Raw genomic sequence first — 24,146 nt, forward strand, 5'->3', positions numbered from 1 at the left:
CCCTTAGGGGTTACTCTTTCTTGGCATGACATTCCACGCAGGCCGTATCCGCGGGCTTCTGGATACCCATTTGCTTGTGGCATCCCATGCACTGCTGATGATAAGCGGTCTTGAGCGAAGGCTTAAGGCCATCGACCTCCTGGAATTCCTTGCTATGACAGGAGGCGCAGGCCGGAGGATTGGCAGAAGCCGGTGCATTGTGGTGGCAGCCCGCACACATGGCATTGGGCGCACTATGGAAGTAGGCAGCGAGCGTGTTGTTTTCCATGCCCTCGGCAATCTTCTTCACCACCTTACGGTGGGGGAATTTGCTTGGCTGATACTCCTTGGACAAAGAACCAATCTCCACCACCTCCGGGATCTCGTCCAAACGCAACGCGGTGTCTTTCTTGGGTTTGCTTTCAAGGATGGTCTGAGCCAGGGAATTGCGAAGCGCCTTGTTTTGCTCCACGCCGTCAGGCAGCGGCATCTCCACGTGGCATTTGGCACACGCCCCTTCCTGGCTCTTGGTGGTGCGCCCCAGAAATTCATGGCACCCCGCGCATTGCGGCTCTGCTTTCTTAGCGTTGTGACAGCCGATGCAGCTCTCCATGGCCATGGGCCGGTGCATGGCCTGCTCCATGGTGATGAAGGCCCCGTCCTCTTTCCCGCCAGGGGTATGGCATTGGGAACAGGCAGGCACGCCCTGGGAGCGGGCATCGTGATGACAGGCCGAGCAGCGGCTCACTTTGGCCTCGTGAGCCTTGTGATCAAACGGCACCACCGCCCGAGGCGCTCCCTGGGCCGCAGACTTGGAGGCCGGAGCCACCAGCAGCATGGCGTCCGTCTGCCCGGCTTCCAGACGCGGCACGTCTGCAACCACTTTGTACGTGGAACGCTTGGCGGCGTCATGGCACCCCGCGCACTCCAGCGGACCTGTGGGTTGCTTGGCCAAGGCGATCTCCATGTGGCATGAGATGCACTTGGCATGAGCCTCTTCTTTGTTTTTGGCAAAAACGAGGTTCCGTTTTTCCGGCGTATCCTGCGTATGACACTTGGAGCAGTTTTCCTTCTGCCCGGGAGCCGGCTGCACCATCTTGGAGGACGCATGACGGTAGTGCAGTGATTTGTCGAAGGGGATCACCTCACGCACCGAGCCCTGCGGGCCAGCGTGGCACAAGCGGCACTCCCCGCTTTGAGGACCGCTCTTCTTCCCAGCCTCAACAGTCTGCTGGTGGCAGCCGATGCAATTGTCATGATAAATACTCTTGATACGTCCCGGATCTTCGTCCGCCTGCCGCTTGAACAATGGAGTTACCTTGTTCCCATCTGTCACGGTGTGGCAGGAGGCACACTTGTTTTCCACCGCCTTGGTGTGCTTGTCGTGGTCAAAACGAACCACAGGGTACGAAAGCTTGCCGGATGCGGCCAGGGTATCAATGAGAATAAGCCCCGCCCCTCCCGGCTCGGGTGTCCCCTCCTGCTTGCCCCCCAGGGCGTTCAGTCCAAATCCTGCAACCCCCAGACTCAGGCACAGGATGCCGACCCATCGCATTGGTCTTCCCTTCTCCATGTGCACAATCCTTTGTTGAAAATCCTCCCCGGAACATTCCGGCAACCTTGGCCTTGACTCCCCAAGGCCCGCCTCGCGCCTCAAAAAGCAAAACATACCAAACAGATGCCTATTTAAGAGCCTGTAGGTATGATTTTTTCCGACCCCGGAGGTATAGAATCCACCGCAACCCGTCAAGAGCAAATCCATTCCTTCACAAGCAAGGCAACTCCAAAGTAAGCAACCGTCTAATTTTCAAAAAACTATTTATCTATCGTCATTCCGCCTCAACCCCTCGTCGTCACCCGGTCGCCATGAATAGATCTTTTCATGACACAAAAAGCACAAAAATAATGACTATAACACTCTGAATAATCCAATTCAAAATAGGACAAAAATACTATTCTTTTTTTATCGACCAAAGCAGTCTGATTCTGGAAATATATTTACATACACCAAAGCGTACGTTATCCGCCCTTCAAAACATTCCGATTTTCCGACTTAAACGTGATGAAAATCGGAACAAGGATTCACACAACTACGTGTCCCGTAACACAAGGAGAGGGGGTATGGCACCAAAAGCACAGTTGGATTGGAGCGTTGGTTCGAAAACCGTTGTGGATCTCGCCACGAACAATGACGAGGTTGCATGGCGCGAAGAGAGCCACGCAAGCCCAGATGGAGAGCAGGTGGCCGCCGTGGTGCGAACAACGGACGAGACCTACACGGTGCAGGTGAACGACACGCTCTGGGAAAGCCAGTTCGATCGTGTGTGGTATCTCCGCTATAGCCCGGACGGACGACTCACTGCCCTGGTCAACGACGGCGATTGGAAGCTTTGTGTGGATGAAGAGGCGTGGGAAGAAGGCTATGGGTTTGTCTGGAATACGCTCTTTTCAGAAGACGGATCCGTCATTGCGTGCTCGGTCAGCGACTCTATGCAGTACGGCATGATCAAGGACGGAGAAATCTGGCCCAATCTCTTTGCCAATGCCAACAATTTCGTGCTCAGCGCCGACGGGGCGCATACGGCCGCTGCAGTCCAGACCGAACCCCTCGGGCAAGCGGAGATCTTCAAATTCAAACAAGGAGTCTTCTCCGTTGCCGTGGACGGCGAACCTTGGGAGCGCAATTTCGTCAACGTCTGGACCCCAGTCATCAGCCCCAGCGGCACCCACGTAGCGGCCCAAGTGCGGCTGAACCTCTTCGAATACACCATCGCCTGCAACGGCGCTACTTGGAATGAAACGTTCTCCCAGGTGTGGGAACCCTGCTTCCACCCCAAGACCAACGCCATCGCCGCGCCGGTGCGCCTCGGAGGGAAATGGGGGATGGCTGTGGATGGCCAGGTGATCTGGAAGCCGCAATTTTTCCAGGTGTGGCACCAACGCTACACGCCCCGAGGAGACCGCCTGATAGCCCTCGTATGCCCGCAATACGGCCGCTGGACCGTTGCCGTGGACGGTCAGGCGTGGCGCACCACTTTTGGAGATATGATTTCCGATCTCACAACCAGCCCTGATGGACGTAGAATCGCCGCCGTTGGCAAAGAAAACGAACGCTGGACCATCATTGCCGACGACAAAGCATGGCCGGAGATGTACGACATGTGCTGGAAGCCGGTTTTTTCTCCCAATGGAGATCACGTTGCGGCAAAAGTCGAACGTTCCAAAAAATACACCATCGTCGTGGATGGAAAGCCATACTCCAAAGAATTTTCTGAGTGTTGGGACCCAATATTCAGCGATGACGGAAATCTTATTCTGATTCGTGGAATTATCAATAATACATATATCCGTATCGTGGAACGTGTTTCCACTATATGCGGCTAGGAGGGAGTATGGAACGAATCTACGTCTTTGTCTCTGGACCACTGGCCTGGATCGCCTGGACGGTGTTCGTGGTTGGATCCATCTACCGCATCTGGCATCTTCTCAAACTTGCCAAAGAAAAAGAACAAGTTCTCTTTTCCTATATATCATTCAAATACGCCATCCGTTCCATCATCAATTGGGCAATTCCTTGGAATACCAACAACATGCGTCTGCATCCCATCTTCGTCGGGGTGGCATTTCTGTTTCATATCGGCTTTTTCCTCATCCTTGCGTTCCTTTCCGCCCATGTGATTCTCTTGGAAGAAGGCTTCGGTTTGGGCTGGCCCGCTCTCCCCGACATCGTGGCCGACATGCTGGCCTTTGCGGTACTTGGCGCCTGCATCTTTTTCGCCGCACGTCGGGTGGTGCGCCCGGAGGTGGCTTTTGTCACTGATTGGACCGACTATGCCTTGTTGGGGCTTGTGGCAGCCCCGTTTCTCACCGGCATCCTCGCGTATCACCAATGGGGAGACCCCCTGGTCGTAACGCTCCTGCACATCCTCTCCGCAGAGCTGCTCATCGCGAGCATCCCCTTCACCCGGCTATCCCACATGCTTTTTGCGCCCTTCACGCGGGGATACATCGGATCGGAATTCGGCATGGTGCGCCACGTCAAGGATTGGTAATCAACAAGGAGATTCTCCATGTCAGAACGAGTATGGATCAAAGACGAAGGCATCGAACGCGGGGCGGAGGCCCTTACTCCAGAACGCATTGAGCGCACGATCAATGCGGTGCTCGGCAATGAAACCGGTGCCCGCCTCATGGCCTACGTAGAAACCTGCGCCCATTGCGGATTGTGCTCGGAGGCTTGCCATTTCTACCTCTCACGGGACAGAGATCCGAGCTATTCGCCCGTGGGCAAGGTGAAACAAACCATTTGGCCGATGCTCAAAAACAAAGGCAAAGTTTCTGTGGAATTCATGAAACAAGCGACACAGATCGCGCAAACAGAATGCAATTTGTGTCGAAGATGCGTGCAGTATTGTCCATTTGGAATCGATATCGCGTATATGATGACTTTGGTCCGGCGTATCGTGCATAAATTGGAGCTCACGCCGCTCTATATCCAAGATACCGCCCACTCCCACTCCGCCACACTCAACCAAATGTGGGTCAAAGACGACGAGTGGATCGACGCCCTGCACTGGCAAGAGGACGAGCTTCGGGACGAGTTCCCGACGGCCCGTATCCCTCTGGAAAAAGAGGGCGCGGAGATCATGTATTCGGTTATCGGGCCAGAGCCCAAATTCCGCACCCAGCTCATCTACCAGGCCGCAGCCATCATGAACGTGGCCGGCCTCGACTGGACCATGCCGGCCACCCCAGGGTGGGACAACTCGGATATGGCCATGTTCACGGGAGACAGCGAGATCATGGCCCGGCTCAAACGCGCCCATTTCGAGACCGCGGCCCGGCTGCGGGTGAAAAAAATCGTCATGGGGGAATGCGGCCATGCCTTCCGTTCGGTGTACGACACAGGCAACCGCGTGCTCGGCTGGCGCATGCCGCCGATCCCTGTCATCCATGCCTTGGAATTCTATTGGGATCTTCTCAATGAAGGCCGTATCAAGGTAGCCAAGCAAATTGAAGAGCCGGTGACCTTCCACGACCCGTGCAACGTGGTGCGCGGCCGCGGTCTGCACGAGAAGGCGCGGGAAGTCGTGCGCGCCTTCTGCAAGAACCTCGTGGAGATGCATCCCAACCGGGAGCACAACCTCTGCTGTGCAGCCGGCGGCGGGGTCATCAATTGCGGCCCGCCGTTCAAAAACGCCCGGGTGGAAAGCAACCGGGCCAAGGCGGAACAGCTCAAGGCAACTGGCGTCAAAATCTGTATTGCTCCCTGCCACAATTGCCACGGCGGGCTGGATGACATCATCCACAAGTACGAACTGGACATGGAGCTCAAATTCTTGGGCGAAATCATCTACGAATGCATGGAAAAACCGGAGGCCCAATAATATGACCCGACGACACCACGCTCTCTGGCTTGGGGCCCTGCTTGGGGGGATGGTTTTGGCGTTGTGCTCCGCGCCGGCATGGAGCGAAGACACTGTCTTGAAAACCGAAGCCTTTGGCACCTTGCGCCGCCCCGTGGCGATCTTCGACCACGACACCCACAATGAAAAAGCAGGACTGGACGACTGTGCCATCTGCCACCACGTCTACCAGGACGGGAAGCTCGTAAAGGACTCAAGCTCGGAAGATCAAGCCTGCAGCGATTGCCACGCCCTCAAGAGACAGGGACGGCAGCCTGGACTGCGGGAGGCCTACCACGGCGCCTGCGTGGGGTGCCACAAGAGCAAAGGCAAGGGACCGGTGGCCTGCGGCCAGTGCCATCAGCGCTAGATCAAAATCCCATTGCTTGCCGAAACAAGCATCCCGGAATACGTTAAGGCCCTCACGGCAGCCGCCGCGGGGGCCTTCGCTATGCCAACATCTGTATCCAAGCTTGCCCTTCTCTGGGACGAATCTCATCTCTGGGGACTTCTGGCCTGGCGGGGACTCTGCGCCCTGGGAGCACGCCCGCATCTGCTGCGGACCACAGACGTGACCGCCGGGGCACTGGATCGTCTGCAGCCACGCGTGCTGGTGGTCCCCGGCGGATGGGCGGGACGCAAGGCCCAAGCCCTTGGAGAGGCCGGTCGAGCGGCCATCCGACGCTATGTGAAAGCAGGTGGCACCTATCTTGGCTTCTGCGGCGGAGCGGGGCTCGCCCTCCGCAACCAAGACCCCACCGCCCCCTTGCTTGGCCTCTGCGAGCTGCGCCGCAAACCCGCTTCAAGACGCCTGCCCAATTGCAGCGGCCATGTGCATTGCCGGCTGCACGTCCCGCAGTACTCCGCCAGCGAGGCAGTATTGCCGGTATGGTGGCCATCCCAATTCGATCTCGACGACACCACCATCCACATCCTCGCCACCTACCAACGGCCAGGGCCTGACTTTTGGGTGGCCGATCTGCCGCTCGACGATATTGCTCCCGACGACCTCTCCGCCTGGGAAGCAATCTACGGCATCAACCTTCACCCGCGCTGGCTTGAGGGCGACCCGTGCATCCTCAGCGCTCCCTTCGGCGCAGGCAGCGCCATCTTGAGCTACGCCCACCTGGAGACCCCGAACTCTCCCCAGGCCAATGCCCTGTTGGCCGCACTCCTCGACCTTCCTGAAGCGCCCATCCCTCCCTGGGATATCCGCCAGCTCACCCCGGCCTGGGAAGACTCGGCCCTCGCCCAGATGCTCGCCGCCGTACAAGGGCTCATCGCCTTGGGAGAACGCCATTTTCTACTCACCTGGCGCACCTCGTGGCTGCTGGGGTGGCGACGGGGGATTCCCGCATCCCACATCACCACGCTTCTCGCCATGCTCAGCACCGCCCTCAGCCTGCCCATCTCCCCCTCCACCCGCCGCTGGTGGCACAGCCAAAGCCCACGATGCCTGGAGCTCTGCCAAAGGCTCTGCGAGGAGACCGCCCGCTACCTCGTGCAGGAACGCCGGAGCATGACCCAAAATCCCAGCTCGCCCGAGTGCGGGGGAAGCACACGCACCAGCATGCGCCAGCGCCTCTTCGGACCTTTTCCAGGATACGGAGGGGTATACGGACAACTGCTTCAGATCCTTGACGAATTACTCGCCAAGATCCTGCCGGAAGCCCCTGACCTTAAAGTATAACTGGAAGTTTTAAAGGCCTCCCGGTCGCAAACGGTACGGAAAGCATCACGAACGCAAGGCGTCGGCAAAGCGCTGAAAGAGCTCCGCAATGGGAGGGGTTTGGGGAAGTACGGTCCAAATGCGCTGCAAGTACCGACGCTGGACGAAAATGCGTCGGCTCTCCTGAAAAGAAAGACACGCAGACCATGCCGCCAGAAAGAGCTTGAAATCGTCCACAGAGACCAATTGTCCATAGTCCGGGGCTTCACCACGGGAAAGTGTCTGCAGAACGCCAGGGCTAACCCCTGGCTCTGTCCGCAGGCCCAGAGTCACGGTGGAATCCACCTCTCCTTTTTCCAAGGCGCCCAAAACAACTCGTACAATATCCAGCTTGTCGGCATCCCGCACCGCATGGAGGAGCACATCCCAAGGCGGGTCGAGAACCGGAAGCGCCCGCCGATTGTGCAAGGAAACGATGCGGAGGATGGCGTCTTTTTCCGATGCGCTGAAGGCATCGAGCAGGGAAGATGCGGCGAGAAATGCAGCCCCTGCAGCGCCGTGGTCGATGGATACCGCATCCCGGAAGGTACGATACTGCTCAAACTGGGAAAACCGCCCCACATCATGAAGGAGGGCGGCCACAATCCCGATTTCGTACGGCTCCACGATATGGGCCTTGAGGAGACGCGAGACCAAGGCCATGACCCGCAGACTGTGGTCCCGCTTGAGGTCAACGAGGCGCCGCGCATTCCCCACCCGCTGGGCGCTGGCTTCAGCCTCGGTCATAAAGGCGCGAAGAACGGATTTGAGGCGTGGAGCGCGCACGGCAATGGTGGAGGACATGGGTCACCTCGGCTCTTGCGGCCACGGAGTGCACGAGCGACACGGGGAATAGCCTGCGGCAAAGGCGCTGCGCAACGAAGAGAAGTACTGGCGGTTGCGCCGGCTGATGCGCGAGGCATAGGGACACGAGAGCTGGTGAAAGCGCTGTGAGCTCCGCGTCCCCACATAGCCCGCATTGGCCGCGGGAAGACGCAAGATACGCGGCCAAAAGCCGAGCCCCCGGTCCATGGCCAAGCGCTGCGCCGCAAGGAGCCGCTCTCCCAAGGCCGCATCGTCTTTGTGCGGAAAAACAAAAGCCGCGCCAAGGCCAACCATGCGCTCGTTGAGCATCATCCCATCACGACGCAAGACCACCGCCAAAAGGCGGCCATAGCGGTCTCGGCCCAAAACCTGGAGCCGCACCTCCTGTCCGCCCGCCAAGGCCTGTAGCTCCTTGCGGGCTTGGACGGCATAGTACTGCGAAGGTCCGCCATCGTGATTGATCTCGGGGGCGTCGATACCTGCCAGGCGGACCGTCTGTCCGCTGGCAAGCTCCAAGGTATCGCCGTCCACCACGGCGCGCACCTGTGCCCAATCTGCCGCCCAGACCTGGGCGGCAAGCAGACAAAAGAGCGCGCCCAGCCACGCCAGGGCGTGGAAGCGCGCCCGCACCTTACGACTCATAAAAGGTCCGCAAAAGCTGACTGCGCACCGGGTGACGGAGCTTGCGTAAGGCCTTGGCCTCGATCTGCCGGATGCGCTCCCGCGTCACATTGAACAGCTTACCCACCTCTTCCAAGGTATGGTCGCTCTTTTCTCCAATGCCAAAGCGCTTGCGCAGCACCTGCTCCTCGCGAGGCGTCAGGTCCGAAAGCACCAAGTTGATCTGCTCCGCCAGTTTGGTGTTCACCACCTCGTCCGCCGGAGCCACAGCCTTTTTGTCTTCGATGAAATCCCCCAAGGAGGAATCTTCCTCGTCACCGATGGGAGTTTCCAAAGAAATGGGTTCCTTGGCGATCTTCAGGACCTTTTTCACCTTTTCCACCGGATAGTCCATGCGCTCGGCGATCTCTTCCGGAGAAGGATCCCGCCCCAACTCCTGCACCAAGTACCGGGAGGTACGCACCAATTTGTTGATAGTTTCAATCATGTGCACCGGAATGCGAATGGTGCGCGCCTGATCGGCGATGGCACGGGTGATGGCCTGGCGAATCCACCAGGTAGCATAGGTGGAAAATTTATAGCCGCGCTGATACTCAAATTTATCCACGGCCTTCATCAGCCCGATATTGCCTTCCTGAATGAGATCGAGAAATTGCAATCCACGATTGGTGTACTTTTTGGCAATGGAAACTACGAGACGCAGGTTGGCTCGAATGAGCTCCTGCTTGGCGTCCAGGGCATCGGCATTGCCTTTGCGAATACGCCAGAGGATCTCCTCAAGACTATCGACGTCGTGCATGGCGTTTTCCCGAAGTTTCTGCAAAATCTCGATCTTGCCGTTGACCATTTCTTTGAAGGAAAAGAGCTCCTCCACGGTCATGTTGAGCTCTTGCGCCGCCACCACGGGGTTGATGGTGCGCTCTTCCAATTGGCGGAAGATGGAGAATATTTCCTCTTGGGATTTTCCTAGAGAAAGGATGTACGCGGAAATATCCCGTTTGCAATTATTCATCTGACGCACGTAATCATTGACCGTCTCAATAATACGATCCACCAACGTTTTTTCGAGCTTAATATCTTTCAAACACTGTACAACGCTTTCTTTATACTCCATTATTTTCTTTTGTACACCGTAAACTCTCTTAGAGAGCGTTGCACATTCATCAAGCTTTTCATAAATACTTTGTTTTTTCTTATAAATATTCTTTACTTCATCGAGCAGCTTAATAACACGCTCGCGCTGATTCATTTCTTCTTCTGAAGGATCATCTTCTTCGATAGTTTTGACGACGTCTTTCAGTTTTATGGTTCCGTTTTTAAGGTCTTCTCCTACACGGATAAACTCTTCCACGGCCACAGGGACTTCCACCAATGCGTAGAGAACTTCCATCTCTCCAGCTTCAATTTTCTTGGCGATGTACACTTCGCCTTCGCGGTCAAGCAGCCCAACAGCGCCCATCTCCCGCAAATACATACGTACCGGATCACTGCTGCGGGTAGGATAATCCGCAGACTCCTCGTCTTCCACGAGTTCGATCTTGTCGATCTTGACGTCATCATCGAGATCATCGTCAAGTTCCACGCCCGCAAGCTTCTCATCAACGACATCAATATCTAACTGCCCAAAAATACTGATTATCTCATCAAGCTGCTCTGGAGAATTCACATCCGCAGGCAACGCCTTGCTGAGCTCCTGAAACGTCAAAAATCCCTTCTTCTTCCCCTCGGCAATCAATGCTTGAATTTGCTGCACATCTTTGATGGTGCTCATGGGTTCGCCCCTTTGCTGAAGGATATTACACAGCCTGTGTCTTCAATGCACTCAACACGGCAAGTAAACGCAATTCTTCGGCCAGATCTCCCTCGCGCTTGGCCTCGACCAAAGCATGCTGGATCTGTTCCACGGCTTTTTGCTGATGATTGCGGCGCAGCCACGCGCAGACGCTTTCCCATGCAGCCTCGATGTCTACCTGGCGCGCCTGCATCTGCGTCTGCACATAAAAGGCCTTTTCCCCGGCATCGAGTACGGGAAGCACGGCCTCCGCCGACTGGGCGCGAATTTTGCGCCACAACTCCTTGCCTCGCGGTGTGGAAAGCGCCGCTTCGATGCCCAAAGCATCCAATTCCTCATGGCGGTGTGGAAACCAAATGGCCACGGCCAAAAGCTCCCGATCACGCTGGGAGGCAGAAGCTCCCCGCAGCTTCTCCGCGGCGCCATGCCTGGCGGCCTGCGCCGGAGCCAAAGTCCGACGCAACTCCTGCTCCGAGAGCCCAAGGGCGCCAGCAATACGGGGTAAAAAATAGGCCTGAAGATCCAGCCGTTTCATTCCCCGCAGAAAATTCACCGTCCATGCCACCATCTCGGCAGGGTTGTGGTGCGCCCGAACCCAGGCAACGCAGTACTCCACGCCATCCACAGCGCAACGGCGCAGCTCTTCCAGCGCCTCCCGCCCCTGAGCCCGCAAAAACGAATCCACGTCCTCGCCCTCCGGAAGCTCCACCACCGCGCACGAAAGCCCCTGGGAAAGGAGCATCTCGGCGCTGCGAAACGCTGCCTTGCGGCCAGCCCCGTCCCCGTCCATCACCACGTCCACGTGGGAAACAAAACCCGCCAGCCGGTGCACCTGCTCTGCAGTGAGCGCCGTGCCCAAAACTCCGCAGCTGGCAGAAAACCCAAACTGGGAGAGCGTGAGGACGTCCACGTAGCCTTCCGTGAGCAGCACCCGGCCTTCCGCCCCCGCTGCCCGCCGGGCCTGATACAGACCATAAAGGTGGTCCCCCTTGGTAAACAGAGGGGTTTCGGGCGAATTGAGGTACTTGGGCCCGTCGTCCTCCTGAAGGGCACGGCCGCCAAAGGCCACCACCTGTCCCGAAAGGCTCCAGATGGGAAACATCAGGCGCCCCCGGAAGCGGTCATACGCACCGCCCGACTCTTTTTGGGTGACCAAACCGCCTAAGGCGGCTTCTTCGGCCGAAAACCCTGCTGCCCGCAATTTCCGCCACAAAAAATCCCACGCCGTCGGAGCAAAGCCCAGAGAAAAAGTCTCCACCACTGCGGCGTCGATACCCCGGCGGGCGATATATTCCCGGGCCGCTTTGCCCATGGGCGCAGCCAGGGCTTCCCGAAATGCCCTAGCGGCCAGGGCCTGCATTTCCATAAGCCGCTTGCGCGACGATCCAGGCTTGTCCCCTCCCGGGCCAAGGCGCAATTCGACGCCGGCCTCTTCCGCCAAGGCCACTACCGCATCCCAAAAGTCTACGCCATGGATGGCGCGGTAAAACTCAATGACGTCACCTGCGGCCTGACAGCCAAAACAATAGTAGAACCCCTCATCCGGGTTGACGGAGAAGGACGGCTTGGTTTCCTGGTGGAACGGGCATGGACCGACCAAACGATGGCCCACACGGCGCAAACGCACATGCCGGCCCACGACGTCCTCAATGCGCAGCCGGGCCTTGATCTCGGCCACCACCGATGGATCCAAACGGGCCATTCCCTCCCTCCGGCCACCAAAGACGATCAGGCCCCCAAGTTCACCGTGGTCACCCCTTCGCCGCCTTGATCCGCCGGGGCAACGGCAAAAGTCCGCACCGCAGGATTGCGGCGCAGGGCGTCATGAATGGCGCGGCGCAGCGCCCCGGTGCCCGTGCCGTGCAGGATGTCCACCTGGCCGTAGCCGCCCAGCAGGGCGCGATCGAGAAAGCGTTCCACCTCCAGCACCGCTTCACTCGCCCGAAATCCCCGCACATCAAGGCGCAAGGCCGAGCCTTGCCGCGGCGCCGTGCGCACCGTGACCCCACCGGAGTTTAGCGGCGGCTTCGGCGCGGCGTCTGCAAGAGCGACCTGATCAAGAGGCACCCACACCGTAAGCCCGTCCACGTCCAATTGGACACGGCCTTTGCGCGCGTCCACATCCTGCGCCTCGCCCACACGGTTCCAAGCCACATAAAGCAGTTTTTGACCACGGGCAATGGAGTCCGCGGAAAGTGGCGCTTCACCGGGCCGTTGCGGCTCGGCAGACTCCCGCAACGCAGCGAGTTTGCGCAGCGCCTCCTTGCGTCCCAGCTTCTCCTGCCGCCATGCGCGTACGATCTCTTGGGCCTGAGCGCGCACCTCGCGGGTCACACGCTCCCGCTCCTTGGCCAGCCGCTCCCGTTCTCGGCGCAACTCCTGGCGCAAGCGCACCTCTTCCTGTCGCCACGCCGAAACCTCGGCTTCTTTCCGCGCCGCAAGCGCATTGAGACGCTGGAAGATCTCCTCCACGTCCCCGGCGTCCAAATAGAGATAGTCCCGGGCACGCGCCAGCACCGCCTCCGGCAAACCATGTTCCCGGGCCACATCCAAGGCACGGCTCGCTCCCACCTGGTCGTAAGCCAGCCGGTAGAGCGGACGACCCGTTTCCGGACAAAAAAGCACCGAAGCGGCCCGCACCCCTTCCCGGGAAAGTCCGTAGGCCTTGAGGGCGGGGAAGTGCGTTGCCACGCCTACCCAAGCGCCCCGGTCCATGAGTTCATCCACCAATGCCTGCGCAAGGGCTGCCCCCTGGCTGGGATCTGTGCCCATGCCAAACTCGTCCAAAAGCACAAGGGTCTGGGCGTCGATGCGCGACCAGGACTCGGCCAAGGCGTGGATTTGCGAGGTGAACGTCGACAGGCTGCGCTCCAGGGACTGTTCATCGCCCATGGACACGACCACGCGCTCCCATAAGGGAAGGGTGCTCCCTGCCGCCGCAGGCACGGGAATGCCCGAATGGGCCAAGATCGCCGCCAGCCCCAAGGTCTTGAGGGCCACGGTCTTACCGCCCGCATTGCCCCCAGAGAGGATCAAGACCCGCTCGCCTGAACGCAGCTCGATGTCTACAGGGACGACGCTGTCCCCGTGCCGCGCCACCAAAAGCGGGTGCCGCGCCTGGCGCAAACACAAAGGCGCATCCGGTGCCACATGCACCAAATGAGCATCATACTGCCGGGCAAAGGCGCACAGCGCCAAGAGGACATCCCACTGCACCAGTGCTGCAAAAAACCGGCGGATGGCATCCCGCTCTTGGCGGACAAGTTCGGTCAAAAATGCGAACACCTGCCGCACCTGTTGGCGTTCTTCCTGGAAGAGTTCCTGAAGGGTATTATTGAGCTCCACCAAGAAGAAGGGCTCAATATAGCAGGTTTCTCCGGTCTGCGAATAGTGATGGACGATGCCGCGGACCTGGCCTTTGAAATTTGTCTTGACCGCAAGTACGTAACGGTCCGAAGAAATGGTCAGATAGTCGTTTTGCAGAACATAAGCGATACCAGGATCAAGTAATGCATCCTGGACCTTGCGGGTACACTGCTGATGGATGCGCCGGATCTCCTGACGCACGGAGAAAAGCTCGGGCGATGCTTCATCGCGCACACGCCCGTCCGGCGCCAAACAGCGCCGCAGCGCTGACCAGGTCCTGGAAGGAAGGCTCAGGTGCGCGGCCAAAGCGCGTAGCGCTGGATAGTGCGTGGCGTCCATATCAGCCACAGCTGCACTCACCCCTTGCCCGGCACGCAGCACATCGAGCACGGCCAGGAGGGCATCTCCATCAAGAACCTCATGAGGCGCCTCCAATGCCGCGAACACCTCTTCCAGCTCCGGGAACGGCTCCAGAACAAGGGAATGCTGCTGGGTCGCCTCCAAGGCTTCCTGCACAAGCGCCGTGGCCTCCCCAAGCCCACGGTATCCCTGCGGCGCAAGACGCAAACAGGCCGCCGCCCCAGAGTGGCTCACGGCAAAAGCAGCAATAAGCTGGAGTACCCGCGGGAACTCCAGCAAATCCAAAGTTCGCTGGTTCATGAGAATTATGCGGAGAGACGAGCGCGCACCAATGCGCTGGCGACTTTCCCATCCACCCGGCCGGCGTGCGCCGAAAGGATCGCCTGCATGACCCGCCCCATGTCCTTCATGCTGGTTGCCCCTGTGGCCTGGATCGTCTCCTCCACCACGGCCGCCAACTCTGCCTCTGTCAAAGGCTGGGGCAAATAGGCCTGAAGAATGCGGAGCTCACGTTCTTCCGCGTCCACCAGATCAGTACGCCCTGCTGTCCGGAATTGTTCAATGGATTCCTGGCGTTGCTTGACCTGTTTGGCCACGACCTCCAAGACCTCCGCATCGGAAAGGGCCCGGCGCACGTCCACTTCCTTATTCTTGATGGCTGCCTTGAGCATTCTCAAGACAGCCACCTCTTCAGTGCGTTTGGCCTTGAACGCGGCAACGAAGTCCTTTTCAATCCGTTGGAAAAGGCTCATTACATCCCCTGCATTTTGCGCAGTTTCTTGAGCAAACGTTTCCGGGCGGCCGCTTCTTTCTTCTTCTTCTGAATGCTCGGCTTCTCATAATGCTGGCGCTTTTTGAGCTCCGAGAGCACTCCAGCCTTTTCCACCTGCTTCTTGAATTTCCGCAGGGCATAGTCGAAGGAATCGCTATCCGTAACAAAAACTCCAGGCAAACCAATCACCTCCCCACCACAAACTTTTCCGCCGTCAACGGAAAAAAATTTCTTATCCAACCATGGTGTGCAACGCAAGCAAAAAAAGAGGGTGCCCCAAGACACCCTCCTTCCCAATGCTTTCCGATGTGGCTATTTTTCCCGCAGCGTCTCAGCGATGGACTTCAGAAACACGACCCCAAGGCCGGAACCGATGATGAACAGCACCGCATACAGAACGCCAAAAAATACAGCATGATCCGGCATCCACCAAGGCAAATCCTGAGGCAGGGGGCTATGAACGGTCTCTCCGTGCAGCATGGCCTTTCCTCCTTACTGGATGGCGTCTTTGAGTTCCTTGCCCGGACGGAACTTGACCACCTTGCAGGCGGGAATCTGGATTTCCTCGCCTGTGCGGGGATTGCGACCCGTACGTGCCTGACGCTCTTCCACAGCAAAGGTGCCAAAGCCCGTCAACGTGAGTTTGCCTTCGGCAGCCAGCGTCTCCTGCGTTGCCTCCAAAAAGCCCTTCAGAGCGCGCTCGGCCTGCGCTTTGCTGAGTTCAGCCTTTTCCGCCATCTTGGCGATCAATTCAGCCTTTGTCATCAGTCTTCCTCCTTTGCGGTTGCACCACACAGACGGGCAAGGACCCTTCCTCGTCAGAATTTCCAACAACGCCCTCTAGGGGGCGCAAGAGACACAAGTTTTTCAAAAAGTGAGCAGCGATGGCGCTTCCCAGGCCGCAGGCAAACCGAAATTCAAGGCCGAAGTCAAGCAGATTTTCCCAAATCCCAGAGAGAGGCCATGACTTCCGCAAGACTTCCGAACTGCTCAGGAGAAAGTTCTTCCGGCCGCACCGTACGTCCCACTTCGTGCGCAGCGCACCAGGCATCCAGGCGGTGCCCCCACCACGGGCGCAAAATCGTCCCCAGCTGCTTGCGCCGTTTTTGAAAGGTCACATGGAGTAGCCGGGAAAGGCTTGCTGCGGCCTGCGGTCGACCGTGGCGCGGCCAAAACCGCACCACGGCGGAATCCACCTTGGGGCGGGGCCGAAACACGTGGGGAGGAACAATACGCACCAGCTCCGGCCGGCACCAGCTCTGCACCCAAACCCCCAGCGCACCATACGAAGAAGTGCGCGGGGAGGCCACGAGACGCGCACCCACTTCTTTTTGCACCAAAAAAACCATCCGCTCCCACCCCTGCACCCGGGCCACGAGCTCCCACATCAGGGGGGAGGCGATATTATAGGGCAGGTTACCGACAATACGTACGCCCGGCAGCCGCGAAACCCCCTCCCAGGCCAGCCGCAGGGCGTCCGCATACACCATGCCGACTTCTGGCAGGTCGGCACGCAGGCGCCAGGCCAACTCGCGGTCTTTTTCCACCGCGACAATGCGTGCTCCCCGGGCAGCCAGCTCTCGGGTCAGGGCCCCGCGTCCAGGACCGATCTCCACCACTGTATCCCCGTGGGTTGCGGCAATGGCATCGGCAATACAGCGTACCACACCAGCATCACAGAGAAAATTCTGCCCCAAGCTTCTTTTGGGATGTCCCCAGCTAGGATCCATCATGAAGCTGTCTCCTGCGGCGCTCTGCCATGCGCGCTGCACGCATGGTATGATACGCCCGCACCAGGCGCGCCACCACGTGGTACGCAACAATTGCTCCAGGCAGGGTAATGCAAAAGCCGCCAAATGTCGTGACCAGAAACCAATCCCAGCCCACGCGAAACATATCCACGGTGCTCAAGGTCACCATTTGCTCCCACGACACCGCGGGCACATCCACGGGCAGCACCGTTTTGCCGATAAGAAAAAAAATCGGGAGTACGACGGGAAAATTGAGCGGATTGGTGACCCACGTCCCCAAAGCAGCAGCCACCTTGCTGCAGCGCAAAAAGAACGCGAGTGCAACGGCTACCAGCATCTGCCCCACTGGAATGGCGGAACAAAACACGCCCACGGCAACACCGAGGGCGATGGACTCTGCCGGGGCTTTGATACGTACGATCCGCAAATAGTAGTAGCGCAGAGAACGGCGTAGCCGCTCGCCAAGACCCATGTCGGATAGCTCTCCTCGAAAAGCATTAAAGAAAGGAGCGGTTGCATCCGCCCCTTTCTTTCGAGCTGGAATCCGAGTTACTGTGCCGGCGGGGTGAAGACCCGGGCAGCAAGATCACGGTCCATGAGGTACAAGGCGCCACCGTCAGAACCAATCAACTTGAGGCGCTGCACCAGTGTCTGCACGCTGTCCTCCTCCTCCACCTGCTCGTCCACAAACCAACGCAGGAAACTTACCGACGCATGATCTTTTTCTGCAATGGCCAGGTCCATGAGCGCATTGATCCGCCCGGTCACCATGGATTCATGCTTCTGTGTGGCCAAAAGCACGTCCAAAGGCCCCTCCCAGGACACTGGCGGTTTGGCGATGGCATCCAGCTCCACACGACCGCCACGCTCCACCACGTAGTTATAGAACTTCATAGCGTGAAAGAGCTCCTCCTGGGCCTGGATATTCATCCAGTGGGCAAATCCAGGAAGATTGGCCTCATGCAGATAGGCTGCCATAGCCAGATACAAATAACTCGAGTACATCTCGGCATTGATCTGCTCATTGAATGCTTTTTCTATCTTTGGAGAAAGCATAATCAGTCCTCCCTATGTATACTCCCTACAGCAGTTTCCGGATTGCATCCAACACTGCATCGTAATCTGGTTCGTTCGTGAGTTCCGGAACGATGTGCACGAAACGAATCACCCCTTCCTTATCGGCCACGAATACCGCCCGCGCCAAAAGACGCAGCCCGTCGATGAGCACGCCATAGGCCGAGCCAAAAGAAGCCTCCTGATAGTCCGACAGAGTGCGCACGTTCTGCACCCCTGCCTGACCGCACCAGCGTTTCTGGGCAAAAGGCAGGTCCATGCTCAAGGTGAGGATCTGCACTTCGTCGCCCAACTTTTTGGCTTCCATATTAAAGCGCCGTGTTTCCATATCGCATACCGGTGTATCCAGCGACGGTACTGCCGACAGGACAACGACTTTGCCCGCGAAATCCGTAAGCGTCATTGGCTTCAGATCGTTATCCACTACATGAAAATTCGGCGCCTTATCTCCAACTTGCAACTCTGGACCAATGAGGGTCAACGGATTTCCATGAAACGTCACCACACCTGTACGCTTTTCCATACACGACTCCTTGGTGGCTTTCCGCCCAATACGATTACGGTTATTGCGCCCCGGCCCGGTCTGCCACCCGGTGCAGGCCCCGGCACAAAGGAACGAAATCTTCCGGTCTGGAAAGCAGCGTGGCCGGTGCGCCGTCAAGGGCGTGGCAGAGCACTTCGTCCATGCTTTCCACGAGCACAATCTCCAGCTCCTCGCGGATTTGGCGTGGCACTTCCTCCAGGTCCCGGGCGTTTTCCCGCGGCACCAGCACGGTGCGCATGAGCGCCCGGTGTGCGGCAAGAAGCTTCTCGCGCACGCCGCCGATGGGCAGCACCCGCCCCCGCAAAGTGATCTCTCCGGTCATGGCCACGTCATGACGCACCGGAATATCCAGCAAGGCCGAGGCCAGACACGTGGCCAGGGTAATGCCCGCGGACGGCCCATCCTTGGGCGTGGCGCCTTCCGGCACGTGCACGTGGATATCGATCTCCTGATAAAAATCCCGACGCAGACCCAAAAGCTCCCCGCGCGAACGGATATAGCTCAGCGCGGCCTTGGCGGATTCCTGCATCACGTCCCCGAGTTTGCCCGTGATGACGATCTTGCCCGTCCCCGGCATGAGGGCCACTTCCACCAACAACAGCTCCCCGCCCACTTGCGTCCAGGCAAGTCCATTGGCCACCCCTACCAAGGAACGATCCTCGCGCCGCTCGTGACGCACCTTGGGCACGCCCAGAAGCTCGCCCACCTCCTTGGGGCCCACCTGCACGCAGAGCTCGCGGTCGCCTTCCTCCACCACCCGCCGCGCCACTTTCCGGCAGATGGCCGCGATCTCGCGCTCCAGGTTGCGCACTCCAGCTTCACGGGTGTAGTGTCGGATGATCTCCCGCACCGCATCTTCTCCCAAGATCACGTTGGTCTCCTGCAGACCATGCTGACTTCGTTGCTTGGGCAGAAGGTAATCCATGGCGATGCGCTCTTTCTCCGTCTCCAGGTACCCGGCAATGGAGATGATCTCCATGCGGTCTTGCAGAGGCAAAGGGATGCCCTGCATGGAGTTGGCCGTGGTGATGAAAAAGACGGAAGAGAGGTCGTAGTCCAAATCCAAATAATGGTCGTTGAAGGTGGCGTTCTGCTCGGGATCAAGCACCTCCAGCAAGGCAGCCGACGGATCCCCGCGAAAGTCCATGCTCATCTTGTCTACTTCATCCAAGCAGAACACCGGATTGCCGGACTGCACCTTCTTCAAGGACTGGATGATCTTTCCCGGAAGCGCGCCCACGTAGGTGCGGCGATGCCCGCGGATCTCCGCCTCGTCACGCACCCCGCCCAAGGAAAGACGGACAAATTCGCGGCCCGTGGCTTTGGCGATGGACTTGGCAAGGGAGGTCTTGCCCACCCCAGGCGGGCCCACCAGACATAAAATGGGACCACGCAAGCGGTCCACCAAGGATTGTACCGCCAAGTACTCCAGGATGCGCTCCTTGGGCTTTTCCAGGCCAAAGTGATCCGCATCCAAAATACGCCGCGCCTCGGCCAGATCCACCCGCACTTCCCGACGCGCATTCCACGGCAGGTCCAAAATCCAGTCCACGTAATTACGCAGCACCACGTATTCGGCAGCCGAAGGCGGCATCTGGCGCAGTTTCTTCAGCTCCGCCAAGCCCTTTTCCCGTGCTGCCTCGGGCATATCCTTGGCACGCAAGCGCGCTTCGAGCTCATCCAGCTCGGCGCGAGGGTCGTCATCCCGGCCCATTTCCTTCTGGATGGCCTTGAGCTGCTCCCCAAGATAGTACTCCCGCTGATTTTCCTCCATCTGCTTCTTGACGCGGGTCTTGATCTTGCGCTCCAGATTCTGAATCTGAATCTCTTCTTCGATGAGCTCATACACCCGCTCCAAGCGCTGGATGGGGCTCCGCATCTCCAGCACCACCTGTTTGCGGGCAAAATCCACCCGCAAATGCGGAGCGATGGCGTCCGCCAACTGGCCCGGCTGATGGATGCTGGCGATGGCCAGCTGGGCTTCTTTGGGGAGTTTGCGATTGGCCTGGGCATATTCCTCCATGGCCTCATGCACGGCCCGCACCATGGCCTCGGCTTCCAGAGGTGAACACGGCGTATCCTCCACCTCCCACACCGAAACCAGCGGGGCGCCGTCTTCCATGGCAAGCCCCCGAGCCGGATCCCAGGCCGCCCGGGCGACGCCTTCGAAAAGCACCTTGATGGTCCCATCCGGCAGGCGCAACATCTGCAGAACCTTGGAAACCGTGCCCACCGTAAAAAGGTCTTCGGGCTGCGGTTGTTCTTCGGCCGGGTCGCGCTGCGCCACCAAAAAGAGATGCTTGTCATGGCGGCGCAAAGCGAGCTCCACTGCACGGATAGAGACATCACGCCCCACAAACAACGGCACGATGGATTTGGGAAACATGACCACTTCCCGCAACGGCATCAGCGGCAAGGTCATGGAGGAAGCAGCGCCTAAACCACGGTTCTCAGCCATGAATCCTCCTCGGCATTAGGCCGACTTGGCATGCTCGCGGGACACGAAGATGGGCTCCGCACCGTCCTCGATCACCGCGCGGTTGATGATGCACTTCTCGACCTGATCCCGCATGGAAGGCAAACGATACATGATGTCCAGCATGATGGACTCCAAAATGGAGCGGAGCCCTCGCGCTCCAGTCTGCAACTTGATCGCCTTTGCCGCAACCGCCCGCAATGCGTTGTCGGTAAACTCCAAAGCGACGCCTTCCATCTCAAACATCTTTTTATATTGTTTGACGATAGCGTTCTTGGGCTCCTGCAAAACTCGAATGAGATCTTCCTCTCCAAGCTCCGAAAGCGTCGTGAAAACCGAAATACGTCCAACGAATTCTGGAATGAGCCCAAAATGGATCAGATCCGACGGGTGTACCTGCCTCAGGATTTCCGCAATGGACTCCTCTTTCTTGCTTCCCAAGGTGACTCCAAATCCCATGCCCGATCCTTGCACGCGCCGGCGCACCACATCTTCAAGACCAATAAAGGCACCGCCAACGATGAAAAGAATATTGGAGGTATCGATGCGGATATATTCTTGCTGCGGATGTTTCCGGCCGCCTTTGGGAGGGATGCTGGCAACCGTCCCCTCGATGATCTTGAGCAATGCTTGCTGCACACCCTCACCGGAGACGTCGCGCGTAATGGAAGGGCCATCGGCCTTCCGGCTGATCTTATCGATCTCGTCGATATAGATAATCCCCTTGGACGCGGCTTCCAGATCGTAGTCGGCGTTATGCAGCAATTGCACCAAGATGTTTTCCACGTCTTCGCCCACGTAACCGGCTTCCGTCAACGTCGTGGCGTCCGCGATGGCAAACGGCACCTTGAGAATGCGCGCCAGCGTCCGGGCCATGAGCGTCTTGCCCGATCCCGTCGGCCCAATGAGCAGGATATTGCTCTTGTCGAGCTCGACATCGTTCTTTGTGGAACGATATCGGATACGCTTGTAGTGGTTATACACAGCGACAGAAAGAATCTTTTTCGATTCATCCTGCCCAATAATATATTCGTCCAACGCTTTCTTAATGTCCTGAGGAAGAGGAATTTCCTCATTTTTCATCTGATCTTGCTGCACTTCCTTGCGCAAGAGATCATCACACGCCCGAATGCACTCATTGCAAATGAATACGTTGGGCCCTGCGATCAGACGCTCGACTTCGTCTTGCGTCTTTCCGCAGAACGTACAACTAAAGGTACGAACTTTTTTCGTCGTCACGAATCCTTTCTCCTCACTCTTGCGGCGCCTGCTTGCGTGAGGTGAGCACCTGGTCCACCACGCCGTACGCTTTGGCCTCTTCTGCAGTCATAAAATAATCGCGTTCCGTATCCTGTTCCACCCGTTCCACGTTTTGTCCCGTATGCTGCGCCAAAATGGCGTTCAAGCGGGCGCGGAGCCGGATGATCTCCCGAGCCTGGATATCGATGTCCGTTGCCTGACCCTGAAAGCCCCCCATGGGCTGGTGGATGAGGACGCGGGAATTGGGCAGGCAATAGCGCATCCCCGGAGCCCCTGCGGCAAGCAGCACCGCCGCCATGCTCGCAGCCTGGCCGATGCAGAGTGTGGCCACCGGCGCGGAGATGTACTGCATGGTGTCATAGATGGCGAGACCAGCGGTCACCGATCCGCCTGGAGAGTTGATATACAGGTTGATCTGTTTGTCCGGCTGCTCCGACTCCAAAAAAAGCAATTGCGCGCACACAAGATTGGCCACATGATCATCAATGGGCGTTCCCAAAAGAATGATGCGATCTTTGAGCAGGCGCGAATAAATATCGTACATCCGTTCGCCGCGGCTCGTATTTTCAATGACAAATACGGAATTATGGACCATAGATGCTCCTTGCCGTGCTGAAGACTCTCATGGGGAAAGATAGCCAACCCCAAGGGGGTGTCAATAGCGGCCATAAAAAAAGGCTGAAGGGCCAACCCGGCGCCTCCAGCCCCAGGATGACCCATCGTCCGTGGTTATTCTGCCTCGTTCTTGGGCGGCACCTTGGTGATGACCGCGTTTTGGTAGACCAAATCCATGGCCTTGTCCGCCAGCACGCGATCCTTGAGCGGGATCATCAGGTTGTGCTGCTCGTAATGGTCCTTGAGGGCGTGGAAGTCCTGGCCCGTGGCGATGGCCATCTTCTGGAGCACCACATCCACCTCTGCAGGCTCCACGGTCAAGGCCTCGGCCTGGGCGATGGCGAGAAGCACCAGAGACGACTTCACCGCATCTTCGGCCGCAGGACGCAACTCTGCGCGCAGCTCTTCCGGGGTCTTGCCCAAGGAGGCAAAGGACTTGCCCTGCGCCTCCAGCTTGCGACGCAGGTCCGCCAGGCGTGAATCAATGTCCTCTTCCACCAGACTCTCGGGCAGTTGGAAGTCCACCTGAGATTTAATGTGATCGAGCAACTTCTTCTGGGCGTCGCCGCGCACCAAGTCCTTGCGCGTCTCCAAGTAGGCTTTCTCGATGTTCGACCGCAGATCGTCCACCGACTCATAACCCAACTGCGTGGCAAAATCGTCGTCCAAGGGCGGCAACTCTTTGCGTTTGATGGCGTGGAGCTCCACGCGCATGGTCACGGTCTTGCCCGCCAAGTCTTCGTTCAAAAAGTCTTCCGGGAAGGTCACTTCGCCCTCAGTGCTCGATCCAGGGGTGAGCGAGCGCACCAGTTCTTCAAACTGCGGCAATGCCCCCCCAGTACCCAGCGGCATTTCGAACTTGCTGGCACCAATACCTTCCAGCTTTTCGCCGTCCTGGAACGCCTGGAAATCGATGATCACCACCTCGCCATCCGCGGGCTGCCGTTCTTCCTTGACAACCACCATCTGGCTCATGCGATCCCGCAAGCGGTCGATGACCTGATTGATGGCGGCTTCATCGGCCACCACTTCTTCCTCCTCCACTTCCAGGCCCTTGTACTCAGGGAGGTCAATGGGAGGAGCCACTTCGAAGGTGAACGAATAAGTAAAGGGGGTGCCGCGCTCCATTTCTTTGGCGTCCACGTCGATACGCGACAGCGGGGCCAAGTTGAGCTCGTTCATGATCTCATTGATATGATAGTTGATCAGGTCCGTGGTGGCTTCCCCGTAGATCTGCTTCTTGTATTTGGCCTCCACAATGGAGGACGGGACCTTACCCTTGCGGAAACCCTTGATATCTATTCCGCCACGATACAAAGCAATCGTCGCGGAAATAGCGGCATCGACTTCTTCAGCGTCCACCGTGACGTGGACTTTGCGTTTGATCGGGGAAAGCTCTTCCAGCGTGTATTCCATGAATCCTGATCCTCCTTGAGATTTGGCCGTGGTGCGAGAGGGGGGACTCGAACCCCCACGGTTCCCCGCTAGATCCTAAGTCTAGTGCGTCTACCAGTTTCGCCACTCTCGCCTTTCTGGCAAAGGCCCGCTTTTAGTGACGGCGCAGCCAGGTGTCAAATGGCCGAAAATTCGCCAGGGAG

Annotated in this window: 23 protein-coding genes and 1 tRNA gene; 5 read left to right on the forward strand and 19 right to left on the reverse strand. The window is 58.2% G+C overall.

Going from position 1 to position 24,146, the window contains the following annotated elements:
* Nucleotides 1-10 precede the first annotated feature (10 nt).
* Nucleotides 11-1,534 carry a sulfate respiration complex hexadecaheme cytochrome HmcA gene (gene hmcA / locus BR00_RS02790; RefSeq protein WP_496476096.1) on the reverse strand — a complete coding sequence of 508 codons (1,524 nt, stop codon included), beginning with the start codon at nt 1,532-1,534 and terminating at the stop codon, nt 11-13.
* Between the two features lie 566 nt (nt 1,535-2,100).
* Here hmcA and tmcD point away from each other — a divergent pair.
* From tmcD to BR00_RS02815, 5 genes are all read left to right on the forward strand, one after another.
* Nucleotides 2,101-3,363 carry an electron transfer complex subunit TmcD gene (gene tmcD, locus BR00_RS02795; RefSeq protein ID WP_496476097.1) on the forward strand — a complete coding sequence of 421 codons (1,263 nt, stop codon included), beginning with the start codon at nt 2,101-2,103 and terminating at the stop codon, nt 3,361-3,363.
* 8 nt (nt 3,364-3,371) lie between these two features.
* Complete coding sequence (tmcC, locus tag BR00_RS02800; RefSeq protein ID WP_496476098.1) at nt 3,372-4,031, forward strand: TmcC family electron transfer complex membrane anchor subunit; 660 nt, start codon at nt 3,372-3,374, stop codon at nt 4,029-4,031.
* Nucleotides 4,032-4,049: 18 nt separating this feature from the next.
* On the forward strand, nt 4,050-5,366 hold the full coding sequence (tmcB, locus tag BR00_RS02805) for an electron transfer complex ferredoxin TmcB (RefSeq protein WP_496476099.1): 1,317 nt from the start codon (nt 4,050-4,052) through the stop codon (nt 5,364-5,366).
* Nucleotides 5,367-5,415: 49 nt separating this feature from the next.
* Nucleotides 5,416-5,754 carry an acidic tetraheme cytochrome c3 TmcA gene (gene tmcA / locus BR00_RS02810; RefSeq protein WP_496476237.1) on the forward strand — a complete coding sequence of 113 codons (339 nt, stop codon included), beginning with the start codon at nt 5,416-5,418 and terminating at the stop codon, nt 5,752-5,754.
* A gap of 81 nt (nt 5,755-5,835) precedes the next feature.
* The gene (locus BR00_RS02815; protein WP_496476100.1) at nt 5,836-7,074 is read left to right on the forward strand and encodes a BPL-N domain-containing protein; all 1,239 of its coding nucleotides are present in this window, start codon (nt 5,836-5,838) and stop codon (nt 7,072-7,074) included.
* A 45-nt stretch (nt 7,075-7,119) separates the two neighbouring features.
* Here the strand turns inward: BR00_RS02815 and BR00_RS02820 are convergent, their stop codons facing one another.
* From BR00_RS02820 to BR00_RS02905, 18 genes are all read right to left on the reverse strand, one after another.
* Nucleotides 7,120-7,896, reverse strand: coding sequence for an HD domain-containing protein (locus BR00_RS02820; RefSeq protein WP_496476101.1), 777 nt, complete (start codon nt 7,894-7,896; stop codon nt 7,120-7,122).
* Between the two features lie 3 nt (nt 7,897-7,899).
* A complete protein-coding gene (locus BR00_RS02825) occupies nt 7,900-8,559 on the reverse strand; it encodes a thermonuclease family protein (protein WP_496476102.1) in 660 nt (219 codons plus the stop codon).
* Nucleotides 8,549-10,309: an RNA polymerase sigma factor RpoD gene (gene rpoD / locus BR00_RS02830; RefSeq protein ID WP_496476103.1), complete on the reverse strand. Its 1,761-nt coding sequence runs from the start codon at nt 10,307-10,309 to the stop codon at nt 8,549-8,551. Before rpoD ends, BR00_RS02825 begins: the two co-directional genes overlap by 11 nt.
* A 25-nt stretch (nt 10,310-10,334) precedes the next feature.
* Nucleotides 10,335-12,032, reverse strand: a complete 1,698-nt coding sequence (dnaG, locus tag BR00_RS02835) for a DNA primase (protein WP_496476104.1) — start codon at nt 12,030-12,032, stop codon at nt 10,335-10,337.
* 26 nt (nt 12,033-12,058) lie between these two features.
* Nucleotides 12,059-14,356: an endonuclease MutS2 gene (locus BR00_RS02840; RefSeq protein WP_496476105.1), complete on the reverse strand. Its 2,298-nt coding sequence runs from the start codon at nt 14,354-14,356 to the stop codon at nt 12,059-12,061.
* Between the two features lie 5 nt (nt 14,357-14,361).
* Entirely contained in the window at nt 14,362-14,808 is a 447-nt protein-coding gene (locus BR00_RS02845) for a GatB/YqeY domain-containing protein (protein WP_496476106.1), read from the reverse strand.
* Nucleotides 14,808-15,008, reverse strand: coding sequence for a 30S ribosomal protein S21 (rpsU, locus tag BR00_RS02850; protein ID WP_496476238.1), 201 nt, complete (start codon nt 15,006-15,008; stop codon nt 14,808-14,810). Before rpsU ends, BR00_RS02845 begins: the two co-directional genes overlap by 1 nt.
* Nucleotides 15,009-15,140: 132 nt before the next feature.
* Entirely contained in the window at nt 15,141-15,308 is a 168-nt protein-coding gene (locus tag BR00_RS02855; RefSeq protein WP_496476107.1) for a hypothetical protein, read from the reverse strand.
* 12 nt (nt 15,309-15,320) lie between these two features.
* Entirely contained in the window at nt 15,321-15,593 is a 273-nt protein-coding gene (locus BR00_RS02860) for an HU family DNA-binding protein (protein ID WP_281749938.1), read from the reverse strand.
* A gap of 164 nt (nt 15,594-15,757) precedes the next feature.
* Nucleotides 15,758-16,561: a 16S rRNA (adenine(1518)-N(6)/adenine(1519)-N(6))-dimethyltransferase RsmA gene (rsmA, locus tag BR00_RS02865; protein ID WP_496476108.1), complete on the reverse strand. Its 804-nt coding sequence runs from the start codon at nt 16,559-16,561 to the stop codon at nt 15,758-15,760.
* Nucleotides 16,548-17,051, reverse strand: coding sequence for a DUF2062 domain-containing protein (locus tag BR00_RS02870; RefSeq protein ID WP_496476109.1), 504 nt, complete (start codon nt 17,049-17,051; stop codon nt 16,548-16,550). The genes rsmA and BR00_RS02870 overlap by 14 nt, the downstream gene beginning before the upstream one ends.
* 77 nt (nt 17,052-17,128) lie before the next feature.
* On the reverse strand, nt 17,129-17,635 hold the full coding sequence (locus BR00_RS02875) for a ferritin (protein ID WP_496476110.1): 507 nt from the start codon (nt 17,633-17,635) through the stop codon (nt 17,129-17,131).
* A 25-nt stretch (nt 17,636-17,660) separates the two neighbouring features.
* A complete protein-coding gene (tpx, locus tag BR00_RS02880) occupies nt 17,661-18,176 on the reverse strand; it encodes a thiol peroxidase (RefSeq protein WP_496476111.1) in 516 nt (171 codons plus the stop codon).
* A gap of 40 nt (nt 18,177-18,216) precedes the next feature.
* Nucleotides 18,217-20,655 carry an endopeptidase La gene (lon, locus tag BR00_RS02885; RefSeq protein ID WP_496476112.1) on the reverse strand — a complete coding sequence of 813 codons (2,439 nt, stop codon included), beginning with the start codon at nt 20,653-20,655 and terminating at the stop codon, nt 18,217-18,219.
* 15 nt (nt 20,656-20,670) lie between these two features.
* Nucleotides 20,671-21,912: an ATP-dependent Clp protease ATP-binding subunit ClpX gene (gene clpX / locus BR00_RS02890; protein ID WP_496476113.1), complete on the reverse strand. Its 1,242-nt coding sequence runs from the start codon at nt 21,910-21,912 to the stop codon at nt 20,671-20,673.
* A gap of 13 nt (nt 21,913-21,925) precedes the next feature.
* Nucleotides 21,926-22,528: an ATP-dependent Clp endopeptidase proteolytic subunit ClpP gene (clpP, locus tag BR00_RS02895; protein WP_496476114.1), complete on the reverse strand. Its 603-nt coding sequence runs from the start codon at nt 22,526-22,528 to the stop codon at nt 21,926-21,928.
* A gap of 134 nt (nt 22,529-22,662) precedes the next feature.
* A complete protein-coding gene (gene tig / locus BR00_RS02900; RefSeq protein ID WP_496476115.1) occupies nt 22,663-23,964 on the reverse strand; it encodes a trigger factor in 1,302 nt (433 codons plus the stop codon).
* A gap of 29 nt (nt 23,965-23,993) precedes the next feature.
* Nucleotides 23,994-24,076 (reverse strand) — tRNA-Leu (locus BR00_RS02905).
* Between the last annotated feature and the right edge of the window lie 70 nt (nt 24,077-24,146).

Source organism: Thermodesulfomicrobium thermophilum DSM 16697 (genome assembly GCF_059568695.1).